The organism is uncultured Butyricimonas sp., from assembly GCF_959596855.1.
GTDB classification, from domain to species: Bacteria; Bacteroidota; Bacteroidia; order Bacteroidales; family Marinifilaceae; genus Butyricimonas; species Butyricimonas muris.
In genome coordinates, this window is sequence record NZ_CAUFYA010000008.1 from 1 (window position 1) to 24998 (window position 24998).

General features: G+C 40.7%; 22 protein-coding genes. 16 read left to right on the plus strand and 6 right to left on the minus strand.

Going from position 1 to position 24998, the window contains the following annotated elements:
- The 10 genes from Q5866_RS05200 to Q5866_RS05245 all read left to right on the plus strand — a co-directional run.
- Positions 1 to 3695, plus strand: a 3695-nt coding sequence (locus tag Q5866_RS05200; RefSeq protein ID WP_303179291.1) for a leucine-rich repeat protein, incomplete at its 5' end; no start/stop codon positions are given.
- A 21-nt stretch (positions 3696 to 3716) separates the two neighbouring features.
- Entirely contained in the window at positions 3717 to 4124 is a 408-nt protein-coding gene (locus Q5866_RS05205) for a DUF4878 domain-containing protein (RefSeq protein WP_099293642.1), read from the plus strand.
- Between the two features lie 61 nt (positions 4125 to 4185).
- Complete coding sequence (locus Q5866_RS05210) at positions 4186 to 4419, plus strand: hypothetical protein (protein ID WP_099293641.1); 234 nt, start codon at positions 4186 to 4188, stop codon at positions 4417 to 4419.
- A 122-nt stretch (positions 4420 to 4541) separates the two neighbouring features.
- A complete protein-coding gene (locus Q5866_RS05215) occupies positions 4542 to 4862 on the plus strand; it encodes a TRL-like family protein (RefSeq protein WP_227215890.1) in 321 nt (106 codons plus the stop codon).
- A gap of 78 nt (positions 4863 to 4940) precedes the next feature.
- Positions 4941 to 5474, plus strand: a complete 534-nt coding sequence (locus Q5866_RS05220) for a hypothetical protein (RefSeq protein ID WP_303179295.1) — start codon at positions 4941 to 4943, stop codon at positions 5472 to 5474.
- Positions 5475 to 5528: 54 nt separating this feature from the next.
- On the plus strand, positions 5529 to 6659 hold the full coding sequence (tgt, locus tag Q5866_RS05225; protein ID WP_292266267.1) for a tRNA guanosine(34) transglycosylase Tgt: 1131 nt from the start codon (positions 5529 to 5531) through the stop codon (positions 6657 to 6659).
- A gap of 21 nt (positions 6660 to 6680) precedes the next feature.
- On the plus strand, positions 6681 to 7763 hold the full coding sequence (locus tag Q5866_RS05230; protein WP_303179297.1) for an LptF/LptG family permease: 1083 nt from the start codon (positions 6681 to 6683) through the stop codon (positions 7761 to 7763).
- A 70-nt stretch (positions 7764 to 7833) separates the two neighbouring features.
- The gene (locus Q5866_RS05235; RefSeq protein ID WP_303179299.1) at positions 7834 to 9255 is read left to right on the plus strand and encodes a pseudouridine synthase; all 1422 of its coding nucleotides are present in this window, start codon (positions 7834 to 7836) and stop codon (positions 9253 to 9255) included.
- Between the two features lie 130 nt (positions 9256 to 9385).
- The gene (locus Q5866_RS05240; RefSeq protein ID WP_227215885.1) at positions 9386 to 11341 is read left to right on the plus strand and encodes a nucleoside-diphosphate sugar epimerase/dehydratase; all 1956 of its coding nucleotides are present in this window, start codon (positions 9386 to 9388) and stop codon (positions 11339 to 11341) included.
- Positions 11341 to 11835: a UpxY family transcription antiterminator gene (locus tag Q5866_RS05245; protein ID WP_303179301.1), complete on the plus strand. Its 495-nt coding sequence runs from the start codon at positions 11341 to 11343 to the stop codon at positions 11833 to 11835. Before Q5866_RS05240 ends, Q5866_RS05245 begins: the two co-directional genes overlap by 1 nt.
- Positions 11836 to 12392: 557 nt before the next feature.
- Here Q5866_RS05245 and Q5866_RS05250 read toward each other — a convergent pair.
- The 6 genes from Q5866_RS05250 to Q5866_RS05275 are packed head-to-tail and all read right to left on the minus strand — an operon-like array spanning position 12393 to position 18306.
- Complete coding sequence (locus tag Q5866_RS05250; RefSeq protein WP_303179303.1) at positions 12393 to 13250, minus strand: glycosyltransferase; 858 nt, start codon at positions 13248 to 13250, stop codon at positions 12393 to 12395.
- Positions 13228 to 14088 (minus strand): glycosyltransferase family 2 protein, encoded by an 861-nt coding sequence (locus Q5866_RS05255; RefSeq protein ID WP_303179305.1) that lies wholly within the window; start codon positions 14086 to 14088, stop codon positions 13228 to 13230. Before Q5866_RS05255 ends, Q5866_RS05250 begins: the two co-directional genes overlap by 23 nt.
- Complete coding sequence (locus Q5866_RS05260) at positions 14057 to 15235, minus strand: hypothetical protein (RefSeq protein ID WP_303179307.1); 1179 nt, start codon at positions 15233 to 15235, stop codon at positions 14057 to 14059. The genes Q5866_RS05255 and Q5866_RS05260 overlap by 32 nt, the downstream gene beginning before the upstream one ends.
- A gap of 2 nt (positions 15236 to 15237) precedes the next feature.
- Entirely contained in the window at positions 15238 to 15945 is a 708-nt protein-coding gene (locus Q5866_RS05265) for a CDP-alcohol phosphatidyltransferase family protein (RefSeq protein WP_303179308.1), read from the minus strand.
- Positions 15942 to 17210 carry a flippase gene (locus Q5866_RS05270; protein WP_303179310.1) on the minus strand — a complete coding sequence of 423 codons (1269 nt, stop codon included), beginning with the start codon at positions 17208 to 17210 and terminating at the stop codon, positions 15942 to 15944. The genes Q5866_RS05265 and Q5866_RS05270 overlap by 4 nt, the downstream gene beginning before the upstream one ends.
- Positions 17200 to 18306, minus strand: a complete 1107-nt coding sequence (locus tag Q5866_RS05275; protein WP_303179311.1) for a Wzz/FepE/Etk N-terminal domain-containing protein — start codon at positions 18304 to 18306, stop codon at positions 17200 to 17202. Before Q5866_RS05275 ends, Q5866_RS05270 begins: the two co-directional genes overlap by 11 nt.
- 424 nt (positions 18307 to 18730) lie before the next feature.
- On the opposite strand from Q5866_RS05275, the gene aepX reads away from it, so the two are divergent.
- The 6 genes from aepX to Q5866_RS05305 are packed head-to-tail and all read left to right on the plus strand — an operon-like array spanning position 18731 to position 24840.
- Positions 18731 to 20032, plus strand: a complete 1302-nt coding sequence (gene aepX, locus Q5866_RS05280; protein ID WP_186976328.1) for a phosphoenolpyruvate mutase — start codon at positions 18731 to 18733, stop codon at positions 20030 to 20032.
- 7 nt (positions 20033 to 20039) lie between these two features.
- On the plus strand, positions 20040 to 21170 hold the full coding sequence (gene aepY / locus Q5866_RS05285) for a phosphonopyruvate decarboxylase (protein ID WP_186976644.1): 1131 nt from the start codon (positions 20040 to 20042) through the stop codon (positions 21168 to 21170).
- On the plus strand, positions 21163 to 21909 hold the full coding sequence (locus Q5866_RS05290) for a metallophosphoesterase (RefSeq protein ID WP_303179314.1): 747 nt from the start codon (positions 21163 to 21165) through the stop codon (positions 21907 to 21909). Before aepY ends, Q5866_RS05290 begins: the two co-directional genes overlap by 8 nt.
- A 6-nt stretch (positions 21910 to 21915) precedes the next feature.
- Positions 21916 to 22917 (plus strand): NAD(P)-dependent oxidoreductase, encoded by a 1002-nt coding sequence (locus Q5866_RS05295; protein ID WP_303179316.1) that lies wholly within the window; start codon positions 21916 to 21918, stop codon positions 22915 to 22917.
- Positions 22914 to 23684, plus strand: a complete 771-nt coding sequence (locus Q5866_RS05300) for a DUF6564 domain-containing protein (RefSeq protein WP_303179318.1) — start codon at positions 22914 to 22916, stop codon at positions 23682 to 23684. The genes Q5866_RS05295 and Q5866_RS05300 overlap by 4 nt, the downstream gene beginning before the upstream one ends.
- Positions 23668 to 24840 (plus strand): hypothetical protein, encoded by a 1173-nt coding sequence (locus tag Q5866_RS05305; protein ID WP_303179320.1) that lies wholly within the window; start codon positions 23668 to 23670, stop codon positions 24838 to 24840. The genes Q5866_RS05300 and Q5866_RS05305 overlap by 17 nt, the downstream gene beginning before the upstream one ends.
- The last annotated feature ends 158 nt before the right edge of the window (positions 24841 to 24998 follow it).

The following is a 24998-nucleotide window of genomic DNA, read 5'->3' on the forward strand; positions in this document are numbered from 1 at the left end:
CCGTGACCGTGGGAAAGGGGAGCAAGGAGTTGACGAAGACGGTTTCCGTGTTCCAAGCGGGCACATTGCCGCAAGTGAAATACAGTTCCTCGCAATTGATTTTCAAACAAAAGGGAGCCGTGAAGGAAGAAGTATCGATAAGTACCAATCAGGACGAGTGGACGTACAACGCGGTGGGGGGCGATGCCGCTTGGTTCGAGGTTACCCGGGACGGGGATAAATTGCAAATCGTTCCGAAAGGGGATAATCCCGAGAGGGCTACCCGTAAAGGGTATATCAACTTGACCTCGTCGAGTGCGGCGACGGAAGTGACAGCCACGGGATTGATCACGGTGGAACAGTTGGGAACCGATCCGGCTCTTCGGTTGTCCGAGAATGCATTCTCGCTTTCTGCCGATGGCGGGGAACGCCGGGTGCGGGTGGTGACGAATCAGCCCGAGTGGCAACTTCATACGCCTCCGGTAGACTGGTACGAGACTCGTGTCGAGGGCGACGAGGTGGTGGTCTCCGTGAAGAAAAACACGGGTGGCAACGCCCGGAAATCCGAGTTGACGGTGGCAACGCCTAACGGCAAGGTGTACGCCAACCTTTCGCTGGCGCAGTTGGGAACGGCATTCTCGTTGGAAGTATCTGCGGACACGATTGCGGTGGATGCATCGGAATCGTACACGACGCTTTGGGTAACAACCAATGCCGAGGAGTGGACGGCTTCGGTGACGGGAGGTGCGGACTGGTGCGAGTTGATGGAAGACGCTAACACGGTGACCGTTTATACCAAGGCTTATGGTAATACAACTGTTGCCCGGGAGTGTGCGATTACTTTCACGGCGGGTAGTTTACAGAAGACGGTTCGCGTGATCCAATTGCCGGATATGACGTTGATGCTAAATCACGATACCTTGCAAATGGCTCCCGCGGGCGAAAACCGAAACGTGTTGGTGCTCACGAATCAAAGTTCTTGGACGTTTGCAATAGATCCGGAAATCACCGGGTGGTGTAGTGCGGTGGCTAGCGGTAATACTCTTACGGTAACGGCAACCGCCAATAACGGGAGTCCCCGTTCGGGAGAAATCGTGGTAAGTGTCGGAGAACCGGGGATGAAGAGAAATGTTGTTCTCACGGTTACTCAAGAGGGAGGTGTTTCGGACCGGGAGACGTTGATCGCTTTTTACAACGCGACGGGTGGTCAGAATTGGATAAATAATGCGAACTGGTGTAGCGATAAACCATTGTCGGAATGGTATGGGGTGACTTGTAATGGAGATGGAAGGGTTATAAAATTAGAATTAGATGGAAATAATTTAATTGGGAATATTCCCTCTGGGCTTGGAAAATTAAGTGAATTGCAATACTTGGGATTAGGACTTGGTGAAGAAAGAAACCAATTGACCGGAAATATTCCTCCAGAATTAGGAAATCTAACAAATCTGCAGACATTACGTTTGAGTAGTAATGCATTAACCGGAAGTATACCCAAGGAATTGTCGTTATTGGTAAAATTAGAATATTTAGAATTATGTGATAATCGTTTATCCGGTGAGATCCCTGTCGAATTGGGTTTGTTAACGGAATTAACAAATTTGTTTTTGCATATGAATCAATTAACCGGAAATATTCCTGCTGAACTAGGGAACTTGCAGAAGTTAGAAAGATTGTTTTTGATGTATAATCAGTTGACCGGTAATATACCGAAAGAGTTTGGAAAACTTATTACTCTTTCGGTTTTGGCATTGCATGATAATAATTTATCCGGAAATATTCCGGAAGAATTGGGTAATTTGACTGGTTTATATTCTTTGCTTTTGCATAATAATCAATTAACTGGAATTGTTCCCGCATCGTTGGGTAATATTACCGGTTTGGGGAAATTGGTTTTGTATGGCAATCGTTTGACCGGAGTGTTTCCGGAAGAGATTAAACGCTTGCCCAATTGGAATACTTTCAATGCCGATGTATACATTTATCCACAGCAAGAGGGATACGGTTTCTCGCAAGGAGGTGGAAGTACGGTGGTTGACGATGTATGTTGTGTGAGTAGCGGGAAGAATATAGTTTCGGTAAACGTGTCTTCCGGTGGGATTCCTAGCGTGGACATCCCAAGTGAGTATTCGTGGCTAAAATGTATCTCGTCTCTTGACGGGGAAGTAAGTACGTTGCAATTCTCCGTGGATACGAACACTACCCGCGATTATCGCAAGGGATTGATCACGGTGAGGGAGAATGGTACAGCTCGTACTATCGGTGTGTATCAAGGTGTGGGCGATAGCCTGTATATTCACGTGAAGACGCCGGGAACGTTGAGGACGTTGGTCGGAAAAGAGCGTATGACGACTACTTGCGGGGTGAAGTTGAGTGGAACATTGGGACAGGATGATTATGACGCCATGAAGTATTCCATGACAAAGTTGACAAGTATCGATATGGAAGAGGTGGAAGATACCAGTATTCCCGCTCGGGCTTTCTACGGGAAGAGTGCTTTCCGGTATATTGTGTTACCATCCCGGCTGGAGGAGATTGGGGACAATGCTTTTTATGATTGCGGTTTTAAAGGGGAATTGAAACTTCCGGGAAGCGTGACGAAAATCGGGTACGCTGCTTTTCAGTCTTGTAATAATTTTACCGGAACACTGGAATTGCCTGACGGGTTGAAGGAAGTAGGCGAGTACGCTTTCGCGCAATGCACCGGTTTGCGTGGCGATTTGATTTTGCCTGATGGAATAGAGGTGATTAGCCGTAGGGCTTTTTATGGAAATTATTTTGACGGGAAATTGGTGTTGCCTGCCACTTGTGTTGAAATTGGAGAGTCGGCTTTTAATGGTTGCGAATCGTTAACAGGGGATGTAATTATTCCTGATGGGGTACGGATAATTGGTAAGGAAACTTTTAATTATTGTAAGAAAATTACCGGGGTGACTTTGTCTGCGGCGTTGGAAGAGATTGGGGAGAGTGCTTTCGACCATTGTATTCAATTAGCCGGTAATCTGGTTGTTCCTTCTAACGTGAAATCGATTGGTGACATGGCGTTTGCCGATTGTGCTTTCGAGGGAGCGTTGACTTTACCTTACGGTTTGGAAACTATAGGAATGGAGGCTTTTAGAGCTTGTTCTTTCACGGGGCAATTGAGTCTTCCGTCAACGCTTACACGAATCGGGAAAGGGGCGTTTTCATCTTGCTCAGGTTTCACGGGTAATTTGATTGTACCGAATGGAATAAAGGTGATTGAGGCTTCTGTGTTTTCCGATTGCAGGGGATTCAACGGGGCGTTGACTTTGCCTTCCGGTTTGGAAGAGATTGGAGATAACGCATTTTGGAATTGTAAGTCCTTGTCCGGAGCTTTGGTGTTGCCTGCTTCGTTACGCGTGATAGGGGAAAATGCTTTTAGTTATTGTGACGCTTTCACGGGTAATTTGACTATTCCGGAAGGGGTGACTACGGTAAAGAGTTATGCCTTTGCTTGTAAAAGTATAGGAAATACGATAATTCTCCCGAGTACCTTGGTTTCATTGGGATATCAAGCTTTTTACGGGATGCCGGACATAAAGTACGTGCGTTGTAATCGGGCAGAACCTTTGGTTTTATCGCTTTCACCGTTTGCGAATGCGTCCGAGTGTACATTGATTGTGCCTAAAGGTTCTCTTGAAACTTATAAAGCAGCTAATAAATGGAATGAATTTGCCGTGATAGAAGAGGAATAAGTTTAATTTAATCGTTTGAATATGAAAACAAAATTATTTAGTTTGATGTTGTTACTCGTTTGCGGTTTAATGGCATCATGTGGTAAGTCGGATGAGGAAACAGTGAAAGATTTGGCGTTGAAGTTTTATAAAGACTCGAAAGAGGGTAACTATTCATCCATGGAGAAATACGTGGTGGGAAATGATATGCTTTTCCAGATAGTCAAAGCGGGAAAAGCTAAAGATAAACAAGTATTGAAATTCATGGAAGAAGAGGCAGCCAAGTACGAGGAAACCGTGAAAGGGATTGAGTTTTCGGAAGATGGCACTAAGGCAAAGGTGCAGGTCTTGTTGAAAGAAAAAAAAGGAGAGAGAGAAAGAACGGATAATTTGGATGTGAGGAAAGTTGATGGGAAATGGATGGTGTACCAAGGTGTCCCCGGTCGTTAAAAAGAGGAAATTCATGGAAAGACAGTTGTTTTTCGCGATGTAACGGATAGAGATAAAAACTATGGAGAAAAGTATCGGAGATTTAATTAAGGAGGAATTGGAAAAACAGGAGCGGAGCATTAGTTGGTTTGCCCGTAAATTGTCATGCGATCGTTCAAACGTTTATCGTTTGTTTCAAAAGGAAAGTATTGACACGACTCTGTTATTTCGGGTTTCCCTGCTTTTGAAACGGGACTTTTTTTCATACTTGTCCGAGCGGTTAAAAGAGAAAATGCAGTCGCAAGATTCGCAATAAAATCGTGTCATTCCCGCATCGTTATATTGCACGGGAAATTATGATTTTCTTGTATTTTTGAAAAAATATTAAAAAGAGCGTTGTTACAAGAACCTTATATTTAAAATTTAAAAATAGAAACTATGAAATCAATTAAAAGATTATTGTTACTAGTGGTAGTGGCAGCGGGTATGTCAAGCTGTGCGTCTTTGTCAAGTCAAGCCGGAATGGGAGCTATTTACATGGATGTGCAAACAGGTGAACACGTGACATCCAACCCGCTGGGCTCAAAGGTAGGAACTGCTTCCGTGAACAATATTTTGGGAGTGTATCTGTCGGGAGATGCTTCTATTCAAGCCGCTGCCAAGTCTGCCGGAATTAAGAAAATCAGCCACGTGGACAGCCAGAAAAAGAGTATTTTGGGAATTTTCAGTACTTATAAGGTGATGGTTTACGGGGAGTAAACGGAAGATTTAATTGAAACATGTATTAATCCGACTAGGTGTAAATTTGGTCGGATTATTTTTATATATATAATAGTTATGAGAAGATTGTTTTTGGTGTTTGTGTTGTTTATGGCTTTGCCGCTGGGAGCCCAGAATCTGAAAGGTTTCTACGTGCAGAAAATACATCCGGATGGATTGCTTTATTTCGTGTATCCCCAAAAAATGGCGGAGATGAAAGGGAATATGAAATTGTGTCGCGGGTCTTTGTTGTATGATTATACTTATTTGGATGCAAGGGATTCCGTGACATTATTGATTACGGTGGAAACGAATGCGGTTTTCAATACGGATTCTTTATTCGTGGATCTCCCGGATGGTTCGAGGTATGCTTGTGCCGTGGAAATGATTTATCGCGAACCGCGTAAAAATGCTTGGAGATGTCGTGCGCGTTGTATGTTGACTTATGACGTGTGGGTGCGAATGTATAAAGAGCAACCCTTCACGCTGACACTATTCTCGATAAAGGATAATGTCGGTTTATGCTTTAGGGACAAAGCGGGGACGTGGTCAAAAGTTTGTGCCCGTTTTAGGCGGTTGCAGGAGATGATTCGTTTGAACCGAAAAAGTTAGTGTTGCAACTCTCGTTTAGTTGTGCTATCTTTGCAGGCTCAAAATCATGATTAGATGAAATATACCCTTTTAGCGAAAGACAAGAATAGTGAGGCACGATGCGGTGTGTTGACCACGGATCATGGGAATATCGAAACTCCGATTTTTATGCCCGTGGGCACGGTGGGAACCGTGAAGGCCGTGCATGCAAGGGAATTGAAGGAAGATATTAAAGCCCAAATTATTCTGGGGAACACGTATCACTTGTATCTGCGTCCGGGCACGGGTATATTGGAAGCTGCCGGCGGCTTGCACAAGTTTAATTCTTGGGATGGTCCGATCCTCACGGATAGTGGCGGTTTTCAAGTATTTTCTTTGGGTGATTGCCGGAAAATCACGGAAGAGGGAGTTGTATTTCGTTCGCATATAGATGGTTCGAAGCATTTATTCACGCCGGAAAACGTGATGGATATCCAGCGAAAGATCGGGGCGGATATCGTGATGGCGTTTGACGAGTGTCCCCCGGGACAGAGTGATTACGGGTACGCGAAAAAGTCGTTGGAACTCACGCAGCGTTGGTTGGAAAGATGCGTGCGGCAGTTTGACGCAACGGAACCCTTGTACGGGTATCACCAGTCACTTTTTCCTATCGTGCAGGGATGCGTGTATAAAGATTTACGGGAACGTGCAGCGGAGCATGCCGTGGCTTTGGGACGGGAAGGTTACGCAATCGGGGGATTGGCCGTCGGGGAAGAGGCGGAAACCATGTACGAGATGATTCAGGTAGTCAATCGGATTTTGCCGCAAGATAAGCCCCGTTATCTCATGGGCGTGGGAACGCCGGAAAATATTCTGGAAGCGATTTCCCTTGGAGTGGATATGTTCGATTGCGTGATGCCGACGCGTAACGGTAGGAACGGGATGTTGTTCACGACAGAAGGGGTTATCAATATAAAGAACAAGAAATGGGAGAATGATTTCAGTCCTATCGATCCCGCCGGGTTGAGTTTCGCGGATACCGATTACTCGAAAGCTTATTTGCGACATTTAATAAAAGCGGATGAAATTTTAGGCTTACAAATTTGCTCGATCCATAATTTGTCATTTTATTTGTGGTTGGTGCGGGAAGCACGCCGACATATACAGGCAGGGGATTTTGTAGAGTGGAAAACGAGAACGATTAAAAAAGTTACAAGAAGATTGTAGTGCCGCGAGGTACATGTGAAAATGAAAAAAATAGACATCTATATTATCCGGAAATTCTTGGGTACCTTCTTTTTCTCGATGGTGCTAATCTTGAGTATTGTGATTGTTTTCGATCTCTCGGAACGTTTGGAGAAATTCCTTGAAAAAGAAGCCCCGGCAGGGGAGATTATTTTCGATTATTACGTGAATTTCGTGCCTTATTTCGCTAATATGTTCTCCGCCTTGTTCACGTTTATATCCGTGATCTTTTTCACCTCGAAGATGGCGTACAACAGTGAGATTATCGCTATTCTGAGTACGGGAATCAGTTTCCGGCGTATGGTGCGCCCGTACATGATTTCGGCGGGGGTAATTGCCGGTCTGTCCCTCTTGTTGAGCGCGTTCATTATACCTAATGCCAATAGAAAACGGATTGCTTTTTCTGAAAAATATATCTGGAAACCTTATAATTTCAAGGAAAGTGATATTCACCAGCAGGTGGCGCCCGGTGAGTTTATTTACATGAGCGGGTTCAATATATATGCCAAACGGGGAGATAATTTCACGTACGAGGTGTTCAAGGACGACACGCTGGTCAGCAAATTGTCCGCGAATTCTATCGTGTGGAATGATAAAAAAGAAAAATGGACTATCAAAAATTGGGTTTTACGGGAATTTGACGGGACGAATGAAACTTATACTGTCGGGAAAGAAGATATCGATACCGTGCTGAATTTCAGTGTAAAAGAATTTACTGAAGACCCGAAGAAAATCAAGGAACGTCTGACATTGCCGGAGTTGGACGAGTATATAGCCCGTCAAAAATTGCGGGGGAGCAGTAACGTGGTGGAATACCAGATCGAAAAGTATAAGATGTTTTCGGGTGCTTTTTCCACTTTTATATTGACGTTAATCGGCGTGTGTATAGCCTCTCGAAAAATACGGGGAGGAATGGGATTCCACTTGGGATTAGGTTTATTAATCAGTTTCTCGTACATTTTATTCATGCAATTTTCAACAGTTTTTGCAACCAATGGAAACATGAATCCGTTATTAGCTGTATGGATACCGAATATCCTGTTCTCTGTGGTGGCGTTTTTCGTTTATAGGGCGGCACCGAAGTAATTGAAAATTGAATACGGGCATCGGCTCGCGTGATTGATATAAAATCAAAAATTAAATTGAGATTTAGAACATGAGTAGGGAAACTAAAAGACCTAGAATTACTAGACCGATAGGGAATCGTGATGAGAATCGTCGGGACAGAACACAGAATTTCGAAAACCGTGAGGGTGGAGAAAGAGAATTCAGAAGACCTAGCCGTTTTAACGCGGATCGGTCTGACCGTGAACGTGGATATAATGGTATCCGTGATTTGAACAAGGAAAGAGAAAGAGAACAATCCGGGGATTCCGACAACGGGAATCGTTATCGTCGGGAGACGGATGGAAACCGGGAAAGAGGAACACGTGAAGGCAATCGTTTCGAGAATCGGGATAACAATAACCGTGCTCCGAGAAGATCTTTTGATCGGGATAACCGGGATAACCGGATTAACCGGGACAATCGTGATAACCGGGAAAGACGGGAGTATCGTGATAACCGGGATAGTCGAGATGATCGTGAAAGACGGGAATATCGTGATAATTACCGTAATTCAGACCGAGAAGAACGTCGTGAAAGACGTCCGCAAGATCAGGATAGAAACAGAGAAAATCGATTCCAAGACAGAAATCGTGACGCGTACCGGAGAGATGATCGTCGGGAGCAGGGAAATCGGGATGATCGTGGAGAGCGTCGCGAACGGTTTTCCGAGCGTCCCAAGAGATCGTTTGATAACGAGGAGGCATCCAGAAGTGTATATAGCAAGAAAAAGCAAATCGAGTTTCGCAAGAAAAACGAGGGACAGGAAACAGAACTGCGCTTAAACCGTTATATTGCCAAAGGTGGTGTTTGTTCCAGACGTGATGCGGATGTTTTGATTACTACCGGACGAGTGAAGGTGAACGGTGAGATTGTACAGCAGGTAGGTGTGAAAGTGAAACGAACGGATAAAGTTGAGGTCGATGATCAAGTGATTGTTCCGGAGCGCAAAGTATATCTCGTGTTGAATAAACCGAAAGATTACGTGACCACGGTGGAAGATCCCTTGGAGCGTAAAACCGTGATGTCGTTGATCGATGGAGCTTGCAAAGAACGGGTTTACCCGGTTGGGCGCTTGGACCGTCAGACCACGGGAGTGTTACTTTTCACGAATGATGGCGATTTGGCTAAAAAATTAACGCATCCCAAGTATAACCAGAAGAAGATTTATCACGTATTCTTGGATAAGGTGGTAAAAACCGGAGATTTGGATGCCATACGGAAAGGTATTGACCTTGAAGACGGTTTTATTAAAGCCGATGAAGTTATGGTATCTGCTGACGATAAGACTCAGGTCGGGATTGAGATTCATTCCGGTCGGAATCGAATCGTTCGCCGGATATTCGAGCATCTGGGGTACCAGATACTCCGGTTGGATAGGGTATTTTTCGCCGGGATCACGAAGAAAAATTTGCCGCGGGGACGTTGGCGATTTTTAACGCCGGAAGAGGTGAACGTATTAAAAGCATATTAAAAAAGTTTTCTTTTTAATATATTTCTATTACCTTCGCGGATGTCCACCTTTAAGGAATGGTAATCCGCGAAGGTTTTTATTTTATACTAATAATGATATGGTTGCTTTTATAACAAATGGTCTTTACAGAATGAGGACATTGCATTCATTTTCTTACACGCCTAGATGGATTGTATTCCTGATAGACGTGGCGTTGTGCATAATGGCTGTGAGTGTTGCCTATCTGATCTGGGTTAATTTCCAAATTGACCGGATGAGGTTGGATTTTGTTCTGAACGGAGCCCTCGTGATCGTGGGAGTCCGGGTTATCAGTTTCGTGTTGGGGCGTACTTATTCCGGCATAGTGCGTTTCTCGGGAACAGAGGATGCTTTGCGCATCTATTACGTCTTGACAGCGGGAGAGATCGCTCTTTTGATGGGAGACGGTATCTATTTTCTAGTGTTTGGCGAGACTTATATCCCTTTGTCGGTGCTTCTTACCGAGTACGTGGGATTGACAAGCGTGATGGTGATGAGTCGTGCGATCGTGAAAAAAATCTTTTCCCAGTACGTCGGGGCCGAGCGCACGAAAAAGAACGTGATTATTTGTGGTAGTGACGAGTACGGGATTATGGCAAAGCATGCCATGGATAACGTGGAAGATGCCACTTATAACGTGTTAGCTTTTATCGACGTGAACAATCGCAAGGCGGGGAAAGTACTTGAAGGAGTCAAAATATACAAGATGTCCGCTTTGCCCGGGTTGTTGAAACGTCACCGGGTAGATAAAGTGGTGATTGCCAAAAAACAGATTTCAGCTGATAAAAAGCGAGAGATCGTGGAAACCTGTTTGACCGCGAATGTCAACGTGCTTGAGGTGCCTCGTTTCGAGAGTTGGATAAACGGGGAATTGAGCATGCGGCATATCAAAAACATAAAGATCGAGGATTTACTTGAGCGTGAAGTGATCCACATGGACGAGATGAATTTGCGTAAACAATTATTGAACAAGGTTGTGCTGGTAACGGGTGCGGCAGGTTCAATCGGCAGTGAAATCGTGCGACAGTTGACTCATTTCAACCCGGCGATGATCGTGTTGTTCGATCAAGCCGAATCTGCTCTTTATGATATCGAATTGGAATTAAAGGAAGAATGTGGTTTTACCGATTACAAGATCGAGATCGGTGATGTTCGTGACCAGAGTCGGGTAGAAGGTATATTCAAAACATACAGACCTAATATAGTGTATCATGCGGCGGCTTACAAGCATGTCCCGATGATGGAAAAACACCCGATCGAAGGTGTGAAAACCAATATTCTGGGAACGAAAAACGTGGCAGATTGTGCTGTCAAATATGATTGCCAACGTTTCGTGATGATCTCTACCGATAAAGCGGTGAATCCTACCAATGTCATGGGTGCCAGCAAGCGTATCGCGGAAATCTATACACAATCTTTAAATCGAATAGCGAATACTCGTTTTATCACGACGCGTTTCGGAAATGTTTTAGGCTCCAACGGTTCGGTTATCCCTCGTTTCAAAAAGCAGATAGAGGCCGGGGGACCGGTTACGGTAACTCATCCCGAGATTACCCGTTTCTTTATGACTATCCCGGAGGCTTGCCAGTTGGTACTTCAAGCCGGGGCATTGGGTAACGGTGGTGAAATATTCGTGTTCGACATGGGTAAGAGTGTCAAAATCGTTGATTTGGCGCGGAAGATGATTAAACTTTCCGGTTACGAGATAGGTAAAGATATTCATATCGTGTTCACGGGCTTGCGTCCGGGTGAAAAGTTGTACGAGGAAGTACTTAACGTGAAAGAAACTACTTTGCCTACCGTGCACGAGAGAATCAAGATTGCTAAAGTGCGTGAATATAATTATAATGAAGTTGTCGATTCGATCAAAGCTCTTGATATCGCTTTGCAGACGAGGGATAACTTTGCCGTGGTAAAACAAATGAAATGTATTGTTCCCGAGTTTAAATCCAAGAATTCTACTTATGAATCCATTGATTTCCAAATGGAAGAAGAGGGAGTTCAACACCACATGCAGGAGGTGTTGGATAAAATTCAGGTGACTGAAAATTTAGAAGTGAGAGAATAATGGAGCAGACGAATTGGTATGCTATATATACCGCTTTTCGGGCGGAAAAACGTGTAAAAAAACGACTTGATGAAGCCGGAATTGTGAATTATATCCCTTCGCGTGTGGTGGAGTGGAATTCGGATAATCAGGTAAAACGGGTGGAAGTTCCTCTGTTTAGCAATTGTGTATTCGTGCGGCTTACACGTTCCGAGTTTTCCAAAATTCAAGACATTACCGGCATAATATCTTTTTTACGAGAGGGCGAAACCCCTGTCGTGTATTCCGAGCAACAGATTACATCCTTGCGTCTTTTAAATGATCATGCGGATGAAATAGATGTTGTTGAAGGTGATACCCCGGTTAGTTCTCCCGTTCGTGTCATTCAAGGTAAACTTTTAGGACTTGAGGGAGAATTGCTTGATGAGCCGGGTGTGTGTCGGGTTTTGGTTCGATTGCCCCGGGTTGGTAATGTAATTGCTGCCGTGTCACAGGATAGTGTGGTTCGTTTGTGAACGAAGATTTTGAGATTTTCGGGTATTTGGGGTGAAAAGATTTTGAGGAGTTGCCTTTTTATGTTATATGAAATAGATTTCTTGTTGACACGAGGTAGTAAAATTTGTCCTATAGAAGTGAAATCATCTGGTTACAAGAGGCATGCTTCTTTAGATGCTTTTTGCAAGAAGTTTTCCAATAAGATACTTACTCGCTATCTCGTTTATACAAAGGAGCTTTGTGAAGAAGAGCAAATTATTTATCTTCCCGTGTATATGGCTCAATTCCTGTGATTCGAGGTGAATGTCTTACTGAAAATCTATCGTAATACTACCCAAGACCTATAGAAATAAGTACACGGGGGCGGTGAATTGGTGCCTTAAGGGCGGGAATTCTATATTGGAGATAATAGAATCTCTGCGTGATAAACGGAGGAAGACCGGAGGTAGGGTATGACTACGGTATTACTTGGCTAGGATTGCAGTGGGTTCTCTATAGGTTTACATCTTTGTAAATTCTATTGACGAATTGTTGAGTGTTTGTCATTTGCATGTAAAGTCGTTTTCTTGTTATGAATTTATTTATCACATTTTACTTTTTTACGCAAAAAAAACGTGTACACTGTATGGCGTAATCGTTTTCCAATTAAACGAATCACACTCTTCATTATCAAATTTATCCCGAATTCCGCAATATTAATTCGCCCGGAACTATACATGTATTTTAACAATCGACTTTCAGATATGACATATTTCCATCCGCCTCGTCGCTCTAGCATCGTGTAACCGCCCCTTGCCCACAACAAAGATTCCCCAATATTAGCAAAGCAATAATTGGCATTGGCTAACCTATTCCAAAGATAATAATCCTCTAATAGATAAAATGGTTGATAACCGCCTACTGCAAGTATATCCTTTTTTCGGAACATCACCGTCATATGGTTAAATGGATTCCTCCATTTCATAAATACCTTTAATTTCTTATCTTCTTGAGGTAATTTTCTAATTGCTTCTATTTTCTCTTTACAATCAGAGAACTCTTCTATCCAACTGCCGACAATAGTCACTTCTTGATGTTCTTTCAGAAAGGTAACTTGTTTTTCAAAACGATTTGGTTTACAAATATCATCGCTATCCATTCGTGCTACTAGGTCAAAAGAACAAGCATCCAATCCAACACGTAATGCCTCTCCTAGTCCCCGATTTTCCTCTAAAGCAATAACCCTTAATTGTTTTCTTTCATTAGAAAAATCAGCAATTACTTGCTCCAATTCTTCAGTTAGCGGACCGTCTTTCACTAATACCACTTCATTCGGAGTTAAACTCTGTTCAAATACGCTTCGCAAGGCTTCTCTGAAAAAAAGCGGTTGTTCCTTCGTGTAAACAGCTATTAATACCGAAAAACAGCTTTCCTTATTTACCTGTAATTCCTGCATAAATTCCTTTTAATATTTGCTTCATGTAACTTATACGCGGAGAGACGCATAAAGGATAATAAAAAAATTTTATACTATATTTGAAACCATTAGAAACTTTCCAATACAAGGGTACATATCCCCGATGAACCAATCTAAAATAATTTCGAAATTGATAATATGTACGAAAAGGCGTGGGTATAGCCACTTTCCGAAGAATGAACGGTCGGTCACCTTCTCCTACTTGATGACTCAATTGTACTTTCTCTGAAATAAAAAAACGCCATCCACCAATCTTCTTGGCTCTCCAGCACCATTCATGATCTACCCCATCAATAAATAAACTCGACTCCATCCCTCCGATCTGCTTGAAATGGACCATAGGAATCAATGATGCAGAACTAATAATTTCTCCAACTTCCGTGATTCCCGGTAAAATTAATTTTCCCTTCTTCACTGCCCCCACGTAGGGTTTTCCTTCGCTCCGATTAAAGGGGCGGGGACCGATTCCTCCGATAGCAATTCCTGTTTGCTGCAAACGATCGTAATCTGCTAGTAAAGAAATAACTAAATTTTTCGGAGCCAAGCTGTCCTGATCCATAAATAGCACGAAATCAAATTCCTTTTCTTGGAAATAAGCGATCCCTCGGTTCTGTGCCTCGGCAATCCCTAAATTCTCCTTGAAACCACGATAATACACATTGGGATATAAAGTAAGTAATGTTGCCATAAAATCCGGCATATTCACAGAATTATCCCCCAAGAAGATTTCATCCACTTGTTTGTTCAATGAGTCTAAAGAAGCTGTCAACAACTCCTGTCGAGGATTATACATTACGAGTACACACCCTATTTTCATCTTCAAGTATTTTATTTGCCATTACTAAAGTTAATATCACAATCACTTGATTCGTATCCAAGATATAAGGATTCGTAAATGCATAAAGAATATAGCATAAATAAGCGAACAACAACCTAGGATCTCGAATCTTCGTGTAAGCCAAAAATAGATTCAACAATATAAAAACAATAAAATTCACAATTCCTAATTGATTAAAGAAATAAACCGTCTGTAACTCGAAATAAACATTTCCAGTGTAATCCCGATAAGCTGTTTTCTCCGAAACCGTATTTCCTAATCCTTTTCCCAGCCAAATAGTCATGTGTTCTTGTCCCATATCCCGTATCAAGACCTCCACTTGATCTTGTCTTGTCCCCATAGAATCTACTTTTTTAGACATGACATTCTCCACGAAAATCAATCCGGGGATAAAAAACAATACAATTAGAAAAGATAATCCTAGAATCTTCATCTGTAATCGTCGGAGAGACTCATTCTGTAAGAAAAAGAGTATAAAATGGAAGAAAAACAAGCTGATTAGGTAAGCAAAGTTTCCGGCAAATACGATAGCTAACAAATATATACACCTGAAGAAACGTTTTCTTTTTTGCGGAAATACAGGTATAAAATACGATAACATATACACGAAAGGTAATAGTGCGTTACCTTTTACCGGTATATTATAAAAATATCCCGTGAACGTGTAAACGTCTCCCCATCCCTGATTGATAAAATAATGTCGGAGTGGTTCATATGTCTCTAAATTAAAAAAGAGCAAAAGAACAAACTCTAGTCCGATCAGAAATATACATTGTAACAATGTAAAAGCGAACAGCAGCTTGATCATCCGAGAAGGTAAAATGATGAAATAAGCCGCTAGTAGGAAGAAAATAATCAGAGCAAAGCGAGCCACGAGGGGCACTTCGTTCCCCTGTAGCAAGGCGTAAAATACCAGAAAGAACCACCAGCAGAGAATAGGCAGAAATGTGCGATAAAATCCGGTTGCATTATAACGTATATTCAATACGACAATACCCAGCAAAGCCAGATTACCGAATATACTATACGACACGAAAGGTACTTGACGAGTAATAATAAGAATCACTACTCCCCATAGTAACATCGATAACGTGTCTTTCAAGCCGATTTTTCTTTCTTCGTTCATCCTTAACCCTTATAACAAAATGCAATCATTCTCAATAAAGCTTGTCCTACTCCTACGACAAAAAACGAGCACCATCCCACGAGTAAATAGAACGTGGGAATTTTCGTGAAATATTCCAACAAGAATATTAATGGAAACAGCAATATAAAATTCGGATATTGGTACATTTGTCGGAAAATATATCGAAATACAGAAGGATTATCAATATTCTCCGTGCCTGTTTCTTTCCGGTGATAGGCTTGAAATGTCAATAAAGCCCGATGTTGGAATTCTATCGAAATAAATACTATAAACACAAAAGCCAATAGCCTCTCCTCATATCTCCCAAGTTGCAAATACGAATACCAAAGAGCCAAATTCATTAATGGATGACAAGTTAGGTGTGCCCAATAATCCATATCCCGCCCGTATGTAGAGAATTGTTTTGTGATTCGAGCCACTTCTCCATCACTGCAATCCATCACATACCACAAATAAAAACAAATGATCCCCGTCACTTTAAAACTCCAATCGGGCAAGGCAAAAAACACAGATCCCATAACCCCGAAGAAAATCATGAATAACGTGATTGTATTCGGTCTCAATTTCCACTCCACGAATCTTGTTGAAAAAAAAGGAGATAGCGGCATACATAGCCAATCCGCTACCAATCTGGTATTCCATTTCCCCATGGGAGTAAAAGTTCGTACCTCTTTATAACTCAAACTCATTTTATTACTTTTTTTATTATACTCTGTCCGTAAAGCTGATATTTATGTCCGCCCCAAGCCCGAACTAATAACAATAATGTTTCTGTCATCACCACGACCCAAGCCACGCTATAAATAGAAATCCATCCGCCACCCCACAAACAAGCAATTATAACAATATGTACCAATGAAACTCCAACTAGCGAATAGTTTGTAAAATTAGGATGTCCCAATGCTGCCAAAAATGGATATCCCAGCAATGTGTTTGGCAAAGCTACCAAGCAGGCAAGCAGAAAAATATACATCACGTTCACACTAGATTCATCCACGTTCTGAAACAATAAATGCATAATATCCGATATACACAAGGCAACAATAATAACCAAGCAAATATTAGCCAAATTCGACCAAATAAAAATCTTCTTGAAAAGGGCTACTCTTTTGTTTTTCGTCATATAAGGAAATATTGCAGACACTAAAGGTTGGTATATCCCTGTTAACGCTTGATAAACCTTGTCTGCCAAAGAGTAATAGCCAACTGCGGTGTTACCTAAAACTAATCCTAACACAAAGGTATTGGTATTCGTAAACATCGAAACAGAAATTCGTGATAGAAAATAATTGGCACTATCTTTTGTCACGGTCATAATATTTTTTATTTTTGGAAAAAAGAAGTTTACTCCAAACCGTTTTTTCATCAAATAAAGGCAAATGATTCCACTCCCGATACTCCCCACACTATAACAAATCGGGATGTAAAAATAATCAGCACTATCTTTTACCACAAAGAATAAAGGTGTTAGGCTCAATACTTTTGTTACGACAGTCATTATCGTGATAAATCTCATTTGCTCCATTCCTTGAAAGAACCAGTAGGGAGACATAATATTTCCTACTACCTGCCCAAAAAATAACAAGAAGAACATCTTTTCTTGTCTTAGAGAAGGAATTAGAAACAAACAAATCAATAAGATGACGAAAGAAACGATACAAATCCCCATGCGGGAAAAAGTTGCACTATTCACGTAAGTGTTGATCGTCTCTTTCTGATCTCTGTTTTCTGCGATATAGCGAGTCCCGGATAATCCAAAGCCGAAATCGGTCACGATCAGAAAGTATTGCATAAAAGCAATAGCAAAATTTACTAACCCGTAATGCTCCACTCCCAGATGGTTGTAAAGATAAGGTATCGTGATCAACGGCAAAAGATAATTTATCCCCTGCAAAATGGCTAACGAGAGAAAATTCTCAACTAGCGGATTTCCTATCAGTCGCTTATTCAACATCTTTTACTTGATCCCCTTTCACCGAAAAATGACGCATCAAAAATTTACTTCGAGTCACTTCTGCTATATAAGGTAGTGTGATTACCAATACCATTCCTAAAAATAGTCCGAGAGCCACGAATGCGGTTAAAATAATTCCCCGTCTTGGAGCTGATGCTTGATAAGGTACGTAAACTTCTTCTAACATAGTAAATACCGGCGTGTTATCCTGTGTCTTTAACTTTAATCGTTCCAATTTTCCATTCAACTCTTGATAACTACCGTAAAGATGTTGATATTCAGCTAATAGACAGCCTTTCTGTATATCAATATTTCCGGTGGAAAGAACATGTTGTTTCGTCTGCAATTCTGCCATTTCCTGTTGTTTGGCTTTCAATTCCTGCATAACTATTCCTATTTGCCGTTTTAAAAATACCCATTGTTCTTCAATTTTTGCAGAACGGTAATTCGTTACTTCTTCTTTCAGCAACGACAGTACATTTTGGGCTAAACGAGCCGCAACCACGGGGTCTCCTGTTGTCACTTGCAACAAAGCATTGTCCTCCCCAATCCATAAAACCACACCTCTTTGCAATACATCTGCTGCCCGTTGTTCTTTCGGTGATAATATAAGCAATGAAGTGTCTCGTTCCATAGCATTTTCAAAACCTCCCTTTTTTGCCGTTCGAATTGTGGCGGGTAATCCTATCGTGTATTTCTTTAGCCAACGGCCAAAATGAAAAGGATGGTACTCATCAGAACTCAAGTATTCCACTAAATTAACTTTTTTCCCATCTTTTCCTTCCCAAACGGGCATATACATGACCTTTTTACGGAAGGTCACATTTTCTACAACTCGTGGGTATAATCCTGGGTTTAGCACTTCATTTGCCTCGTAAATACTTGGACTCTCCCTTTGTAAATAAGCATCCAAAGCACTTTTGTCTAAATCCGTTTGCGGTTTTTGGGGTATAAAAGAGGAAATAGAAGTATATTGTTTTGAACTCAATAACACAACAAGCACGCCCAAACACAAACATATAAACGTAGTCTTAAGAATAAAAGACTTTTTTCTCCATAACAATCGGATCAAATCCGTTACATCAAATTCTTGCATAAAACATTTTTAAAAGGTTAGCCAACTTATTAAGGATGCTGTATTTGCGAAATAGTTGCGTTAACCTGTGATTATTTATATTATGGGAGGGTAAACCACCCCTCTCTATTCTTTCTCCGCACAAAAGTACATTATTTGTTTTCAACTCACAACTGCCTGAGGCTGTAAATTAAACTCTACATGTACCGAAAATCATCTTTATCAATTTCAAGGTGCTCTTTAGAATTGGTTGATCCAGTTTTATATAAATTGATTCAACGTGTAATGGTCTGGGATTGATTTATGAACAGTAAATATAGTGGGAATCGTATTATTTTATGTATCTTTGGCGAGTTTCTATACGGCATAAATTTTTTCATATTATTGAGTAAATAGTAGGTTGATTTTCAGTATAATTTGAAATTAGAATATAGAATTGTAGAGTATGCAGAAGGTGGTTTATTTAGGCATGACGGCGGATATAATGCATCCGGGATTAATTAATATTATTAAGGAAGCTACCAAATATGGAGAAGTTTTGATCGGATTATTAACCGATAAAGCTATAGCCTCACATAAGCGTTTGCCTCATTTGTCCTATGAACAAAGAGAGGAAGTTGTTGCTAATATTAAGGGGGTTAGTCGAGTAGTTCCGCAAGAAGAATGGAGTTATGTCCCCAATTTGTTGAAATATAAACCTGATTATATTATTCATGGGGATGATTGGGTCGGAGGTCCTTTGAAACAAATTAGGGAAGATGTTTTTCGTGTAATGAAAGAAATTGGAGGCGAAGTGATAGAGATCCCTTATACAAAGGGAATTAATTCGTCAGGTTTGGATAAGGACATTAAAGCTATCGGGACAACTCCGGATGTCCGACTGAAAACTCTTCGTCGATTGATTGCCGCAAAGCCGATCGTGAGAATACTAGAGGCACATAGTGGTTTGTCCGGTTTAATTATCGAGAGTATTTCTTTACAGAAAGGGGATAAATTACAAGCTTTTGATGGTATGTGGTCCAGTAGTTTGACGGATTCTACCAGTAAAGGTAAACCGGATATCGAGGCTGTTGATCTTACGACTCGTTTGCAGGATTTGAATAATATATTGGAGTGCACGACGAAACCGATTATTTTTGATGGAGACACGGGTGGAAAAATAGAACATTTTGTGTTTACGGTTAGGACGTTGGAACGTCATGGTATTTCTGCTGTTATTATAGAAGATAAAGTTGGATTGAAGAAGAATTCTTTGTTTGGAACGTCTGTTCAACAGCACCAAGCTACAATCGAGGAGTTTAGTGACAAGTTGCGTGCGGGAAAAAATGCGCAGGTTACAAAGGAATTTATGATTATCGCTCGAATTGAAAGTTTGATTTGCGGACAGCCAGTAGAAGATGCCCTCGAAAGGGCTTTTGCTTACGTGGAGGCGGGTGCTGATGGTGTGATGATTCACAGTAAAGACAAGTCGGGAGAAGATATAAAGGCGTTCTGTCAAAAATTCCGAGAGAAAGATAAAGTGACTCCTATCGTGGTTGTACCCACGACGTATAATCAGTTTACTGAAACAGCACTGAACGAATGGGGAGTAAATATCGTGATTTACGCCAATCACATGTTGAGGGCTTCTTATCCGGCAATGTACAACGTGGCAAGAATAATCCTTGAGAATGAAAGATCTCTGGAGGCCGATCCTTATTGTATGCCAATAAAACAAATATTAGAATTGATTCCGGGAACAAAATAGATTGATGATGGTTGATGTAAAAAAAGTGTACGACGCCTTTATTGCCCAAGGAGTGGATTTCTTTACCGGGGTTCCGGATTCATTACTGCAAAGTATTTGTGCGTATATTACAGATTTTACCCCGGAAGAAAAAAATTTAATTGCAGCTAATGAAGGCGCTGCAGTTGGGGTTGCTGCCGGATATTATCTGGCAACAGGTAAAATTCCGTTGGTGTATATGCAAAATTCCGGTTTAGGGAATGCTATTAATCCTTTGTTATCGTTAGTTGATGAAAAGGTGTATAAATTGCCAATGTTGTTTATGGTAGGATGGCGCGGAGAACCGGGTATAAAAGATGAGCCTCAGCATAAAAAGCAGGGGGAGGTTACTATTGCTTTGTTGGAGGCGATGCAGATTCCGTATACGATATTGGATGAAAGAGAAGAACTGGCATTGCAACAAATACAAAATGCGATTGTACAGGTTAAAAACGAGAGTATTTCTCATGTTCTGCTTATCCGTAAAGGATTATTCGGTAAGTATAAATTGCAGAAAGAGGTAGAAAATGATTATCCGTTGTCACGGGAAGAGGCTTTGAAGATCACTGTTGCTCACTTGAAGGAACGGGATATTGTTGTGTCTACCACGGGAAAGTTGTCAAGGGAATTATATGAATATAGGACAGCGTTAGGGCAAGGGCATGCGAGAGATTTTCTGACCGTTGGTTCTATGGGGCATGCATCTTCAATTGCATTGGGGATTGCTATCGAGAAGACTGATCGGGAAGTTTTTTGTTTTGATGGTGATGGGGCTTTTATTATGCATATGGGGGCGATTAGTAATATTGGCGAGTTGGCACCAATGAATTACAGGCATTTCGTATTTAATAATGGAGCACATGAGTCTGTCGGCGGACAACCGACGGTGGCATTTTATCTGGATATTCCTGCTGTGGCAAAAGCCTGTGGATATAAACATGTGTTTGTGGCAAAAACTAAAGATGAACTTGAAAGAATATTGATGAATATAAGGGAAGTTAAGGGGCCAATGTTACTGGAAATTCGAGTGAGGATTGATTCGAGGGGAGATCTTGGGCGTCCTGCAACTTCTCCTGTTGAGAATAAGCATGATTTTATGAATTTTCTTAAGAATGGGTAGCAAGTTTGTTATATTATCGGATATACACGCGAATTTATCTGCACTAAAGGCGGTAATACGGGATTTTAAAGAAAAGTATAAACCTGATGGAATATTTTTTTTAGGGGATATCATAAATTACGGGATGCGTCCTAATGAGGTTATACTGGAAATAAAAGCCTTGTCAAAAGAATACGAAGTAATGTGTAATTTATTCGGTAATCACGAAAAGGCTTTGATGGATAGTACACATTTTTCTCGTTTTTCGAGTGAACGGGGACGTGTTGCTTTAAAGTATACGAAAGATATTTTGACAGCTGATAGTTACGAGTATATTCAAAGTCGAATGCAGGGCGAAGGATACGCGGAAATATTATTAAATGGTCGTTCTGTATTGTGTTTGCATGGGGAGTTGCGGGATGTGTACTGGGGAAAATTGACTTCAGAATCAATGAAAGAAGAAAGTTACTCGAAGTATGATTATGTATTGTCAGGACATACTCATTTCCCTCTTCATGTAGAAATGTTTTATGCTGGAGGATGTATTGAGTTTAGGGGAAAGAAAAGGACTGTGTTTATGAATCCGGGATCGATTGGACAACCGAGGAATCACAATCCCAAAGCTCAATATTTATACTGGGATATGGGAACTGATACATTTCACTATAATGCTGTCGAATATGATATTGCTTTAGAACAAAGTTTATATACTGATGCGGTAGATGTGTTTTATAAAAACAGATTGTTAAACGGTATTTGATAAGATATGAAAAAGAATGCATATATAATAAGTGGGGTGACGGGGATGACTGGAAATGAGTTGGCTCGTCAATTAGTAAAAAAAGAGGAAAATCGAGTAGTGGGTTTTGACAATTTTTTTGCTAGTTCTATTGATTCAGTTCGTGATCTACTCGGTAGGGAGAATTTTGAATTCTTTCAATACGATTTGAATGATGCGAAGCAGATGGAGATGGTTGGTCGAATTGCTCTTGAAGCAGTAGAGGATGGTTGTGATGTTTTTTATATAAATTGTGCTGCTGTTGTTCATACCGAGCATTTTTATAAAGTTGAAAATACTTTTATGACAAATGTTACTGGCATGAAGAATTTTTTGGATCAGGCAATAGAAATAGGAGCTAAAGCCTATATTAATTGCTCTACCTCAGAGGTATATTCGATGCAATCGTGGAACGAAAACGGAGGGGTGAGAGAGAGTGATTATTTAGTATTGGCTACGGCTGAACATAGCCAACGTACAAGTTATGCTGTAGGGAAGTTGTTGACGGAGTTTTTCATGAAAGATGCGGTTGATAGGGGACTGATTAAAGGATGCTCTATCCGGTTTGCTAATGTTTATAGTGATCATGAGTTGTATCCCAAGCATATCATTCCTCATATTATAACAAGTTTGAAGAACAAAGGTGAAGTTGAGTTATTGGAAAATTCGAAGAAAAATAAACGTTCTTTCTTGCATAATATTGATAGTTGTCGGGCTATACTTGCATTGTTGGGTTCTATAGAGGCGTTGGATGGTTCTGTTTATAATGTGGCAACAGACGAGGAGATATCTATTGTTGAATTGGTAGAGTTAATCGCATCTAAGTTAGGGATTAAAGAACCTGCTATTTTGTTTTCAGGTTACCGGGCTTCAGATCCGGAACGCAGGATTTTGAATACTGAAAAAATTAGGCAAAGGGCCCGATGGGAGCCTATTGTGAAACTTTCGCAAGGTTTGGATATGTGTTTAGGTAAAGAATGTAAGGAATGAAAGCCATAATCATTACAGTTGCAGGTACAGCTACCCGCTTTAATCGGGATACGGAAGAAGAGGTCTTGAAATGTCTTTATTATAAAGATAAACCTGAAAATAGCTTATTATATCAAATTCTTCAGAAAGCTGATGGAGTAGATCAATATATTATTGTTGGAGGATATCTGTATGATAAATTAGTAGAATATGTTGATGTATTTTGCCAGAGATTTAGGGCTCGGATAAAATTAGTCTATAATGATAAGTATAACACGTATGGCTCCAGCTATAGTTTGATTAAAGGTATTGAGGCTATTAGTTGGGCGGATGAAGTGATCTTCGTGGAGGGGGATTTGTTTTTTGATTCTGAAAGTTTTGAAAACGTGCTAAGGTCTGAAAAAGATGTTGTAACAGTGAATAGGGAATTGATCTTGGCTGATAAAGCGGTTGTTTTATATGTAGATCAAGATTATCTTGTGCGTTATATTTACGATGTAAGTCATAAGTTGTTGAATATTCCGGTGGCTTTTAGAGCTGTTTATAATTCTGCCCAGATTTGGAAATTTTTGAACTTTCCAAAATTGAAGGGTGTTGTTTCGGAATTGACTGCTCAACAGGTGCAAGGAACAAACTTGGAGATAATACAAGGATATTATGGTAATATTAAGTGTCATGATATATCTGTTTGTGTTATTGAGGAATGGGAAAACTGTAATACTGTGGCTGATTATTTAAAGATATATTCTAAAATTGAAAATGATAATTCGAATGAAAGCGACAAATGATAAATTAAATCTGCTACGGCAAAAGCTGGAGGCTGATGGTGTTGTGAAAGTGATGATCATGGGACTTGGAAGTGTTGGGGGATATTTGCTAGACTATCTTGTTGGATTACAAGATGAAAAGATGGAAATTGTTGTGGTTGGAAGAAATTTGGATAAATTAATTCAAGATGTTAATATAGTGCGAACGGCAGCTGTGATTCGAGGGGCTCTAAGGAGTAAAATCACGGTAGATGGTGCTTGTGATCTAGACCATATAGATTCCATTACAAAAACAATAGCCCGTTATCAGCCGGATATTATCGTTAACAGTAGTAGGGTGTATGCAGGTTTAAAGTATGGTAGTATATCTTGGCATACTTTGAGAGCGTATGGTATTTGGACACCACTTTCAATACGCTATGCCCGTAATATTATGGAAGGATGTGAGCTTGCTGGAAGTCATGCAATTGTTATTAATACCTCATATTCTGATGCTGTGATTCCTTGGTTAAAATCTGCCGGTAAATTATATCCTGATTTCGGTAGTGGTAATTTGAATCATTTGATTCCGCGGATTAAATTTTATGTAGGAGAACAATGTGAAATTACCAATTTGAATGATATAGATGTTACTTTGGCTGTTAGTCATTTTCATGATGTTGTGATCAGTAAGGAGGGACAGGCTGAAGGGCAAAAAATTTTATTGGATGTTAAGTACCAAGGTCATAACGTGGAGATCGAGCAATCGGAGATTTTTAAACACTGTGCAATTGCGATGCCTGTGGATCAAAAGAGAAATATGATGAATGCATCGAGTAATTTCGATATCATTTATACGATCTTGGAAGCTATACGTTTAAAGAAGAAAATGAAAGTACATTCACCGGGGGTACAGGGGGAAATAGGAGGGTATCCTTATATTATCGATGGGGAGAATGTCGATTCTTATTTTGATGAAAGTATTTTTTCGATGTCCCGGATGAGGCAAGCTAATAGAGAATCAATAGCTCTTGATGGTATTGAAAATGTTATTAATGGAAATTTGGTATACACGGATGTTTTAGTGGAAAAGGTGAAGAATGCTTTTGGGGTGATTTTGCCTAAAGTTGTTCACTTTAATGAAATTGATGAAGTGGGACATTTTCTAATAGAACAAATTATTATGAGAAATAAATGATGGGTACTATATTAAAGGGTGTAGTTGTGTAATGCGGGGAGAATGAATATATGAATCGTTTTTTATTGCGAAATATTTTAGACAAAAAATAAGATTATATTGCTGACTTGTTAAGGATTTGTTAAAAACAAAAAAACTCACGTTGTTGACGCAACCTT

What these genes read in the sequence shown, in the direction of transcription:
- Q5866_RS05300 (WP_303179318.1), top strand. Translation starts at nt 22,914, where the DNA reads ATGAAAGCCATAATCATTACAGTTGCAGGTACAGCTACCCGCTTTAAT.
- Q5866_RS05220 (WP_303179295.1), top strand. Translation starts at nt 4,941, where the DNA reads ATGAGAAGATTGTTTTTGGTGTTTGTGTTGTTTATGGCTTTGCCGCTG.
- Q5866_RS05230 (WP_303179297.1), top strand. Translation starts at nt 6,681, where the DNA reads ATGAAAAAAATAGACATCTATATTATCCGGAAATTCTTGGGTACCTTC.
- Q5866_RS05270 (WP_303179310.1), bottom strand. Translation starts at nt 17,210, where the DNA reads ATGTTGAATAAGCGACTGATAGGAAATCCGCTAGTTGAGAATTTTCTC.
- Q5866_RS05290 (WP_303179314.1), top strand. Translation starts at nt 21,163, where the DNA reads ATGGGTAGCAAGTTTGTTATATTATCGGATATACACGCGAATTTATCT.
- Q5866_RS05265 (WP_303179308.1), bottom strand. Translation starts at nt 15,945, where the DNA reads ATGAGTTTGAGTTATAAAGAGGTACGAACTTTTACTCCCATGGGGAAA.
- Q5866_RS05240 (WP_227215885.1), top strand. Translation starts at nt 9,386, where the DNA reads ATGAGGACATTGCATTCATTTTCTTACACGCCTAGATGGATTGTATTC.
- Q5866_RS05235 (WP_303179299.1), top strand. Translation starts at nt 7,834, where the DNA reads ATGAGTAGGGAAACTAAAAGACCTAGAATTACTAGACCGATAGGGAAT.
- Q5866_RS05260 (WP_303179307.1), bottom strand. Translation starts at nt 15,235, where the DNA reads ATGAACGAAGAAAGAAAAATCGGCTTGAAAGACACGTTATCGATGTTA.
- Q5866_RS05275 (WP_303179311.1), bottom strand. Translation starts at nt 18,306, where the DNA reads ATGCAAGAATTTGATGTAACGGATTTGATCCGATTGTTATGGAGAAAA.
- Q5866_RS05250 (WP_303179303.1), bottom strand. Translation starts at nt 13,250, where the DNA reads ATGCAGGAATTACAGGTAAATAAGGAAAGCTGTTTTTCGGTATTAATA.
- tgt (WP_292266267.1), top strand. Translation starts at nt 5,529, where the DNA reads ATGAAATATACCCTTTTAGCGAAAGACAAGAATAGTGAGGCACGATGC.
- aepY (WP_186976644.1), top strand. Translation starts at nt 20,040, where the DNA reads ATGGTTGATGTAAAAAAAGTGTACGACGCCTTTATTGCCCAAGGAGTG.
- Q5866_RS05305 (WP_303179320.1), top strand. Translation starts at nt 23,668, where the DNA reads ATGAAAGCGACAAATGATAAATTAAATCTGCTACGGCAAAAGCTGGAG.
- Q5866_RS05295 (WP_303179316.1), top strand. Translation starts at nt 21,916, where the DNA reads ATGAAAAAGAATGCATATATAATAAGTGGGGTGACGGGGATGACTGGA.
- aepX (WP_186976328.1), top strand. Translation starts at nt 18,731, where the DNA reads ATGCAGAAGGTGGTTTATTTAGGCATGACGGCGGATATAATGCATCCG.
- Q5866_RS05215 (WP_227215890.1), top strand. Translation starts at nt 4,542, where the DNA reads ATGAAATCAATTAAAAGATTATTGTTACTAGTGGTAGTGGCAGCGGGT.
- Q5866_RS05210 (WP_099293641.1), top strand. Translation starts at nt 4,186, where the DNA reads ATGGAGAAAAGTATCGGAGATTTAATTAAGGAGGAATTGGAAAAACAG.
- Q5866_RS05255 (WP_303179305.1), bottom strand. Translation starts at nt 14,088, where the DNA reads ATGAAAATAGGGTGTGTACTCGTAATGTATAATCCTCGACAGGAGTTG.
- Q5866_RS05245 (WP_303179301.1), top strand. Translation starts at nt 11,341, where the DNA reads ATGGAGCAGACGAATTGGTATGCTATATATACCGCTTTTCGGGCGGAA.
- Q5866_RS05205 (WP_099293642.1), top strand. Translation starts at nt 3,717, where the DNA reads ATGAAAACAAAATTATTTAGTTTGATGTTGTTACTCGTTTGCGGTTTA.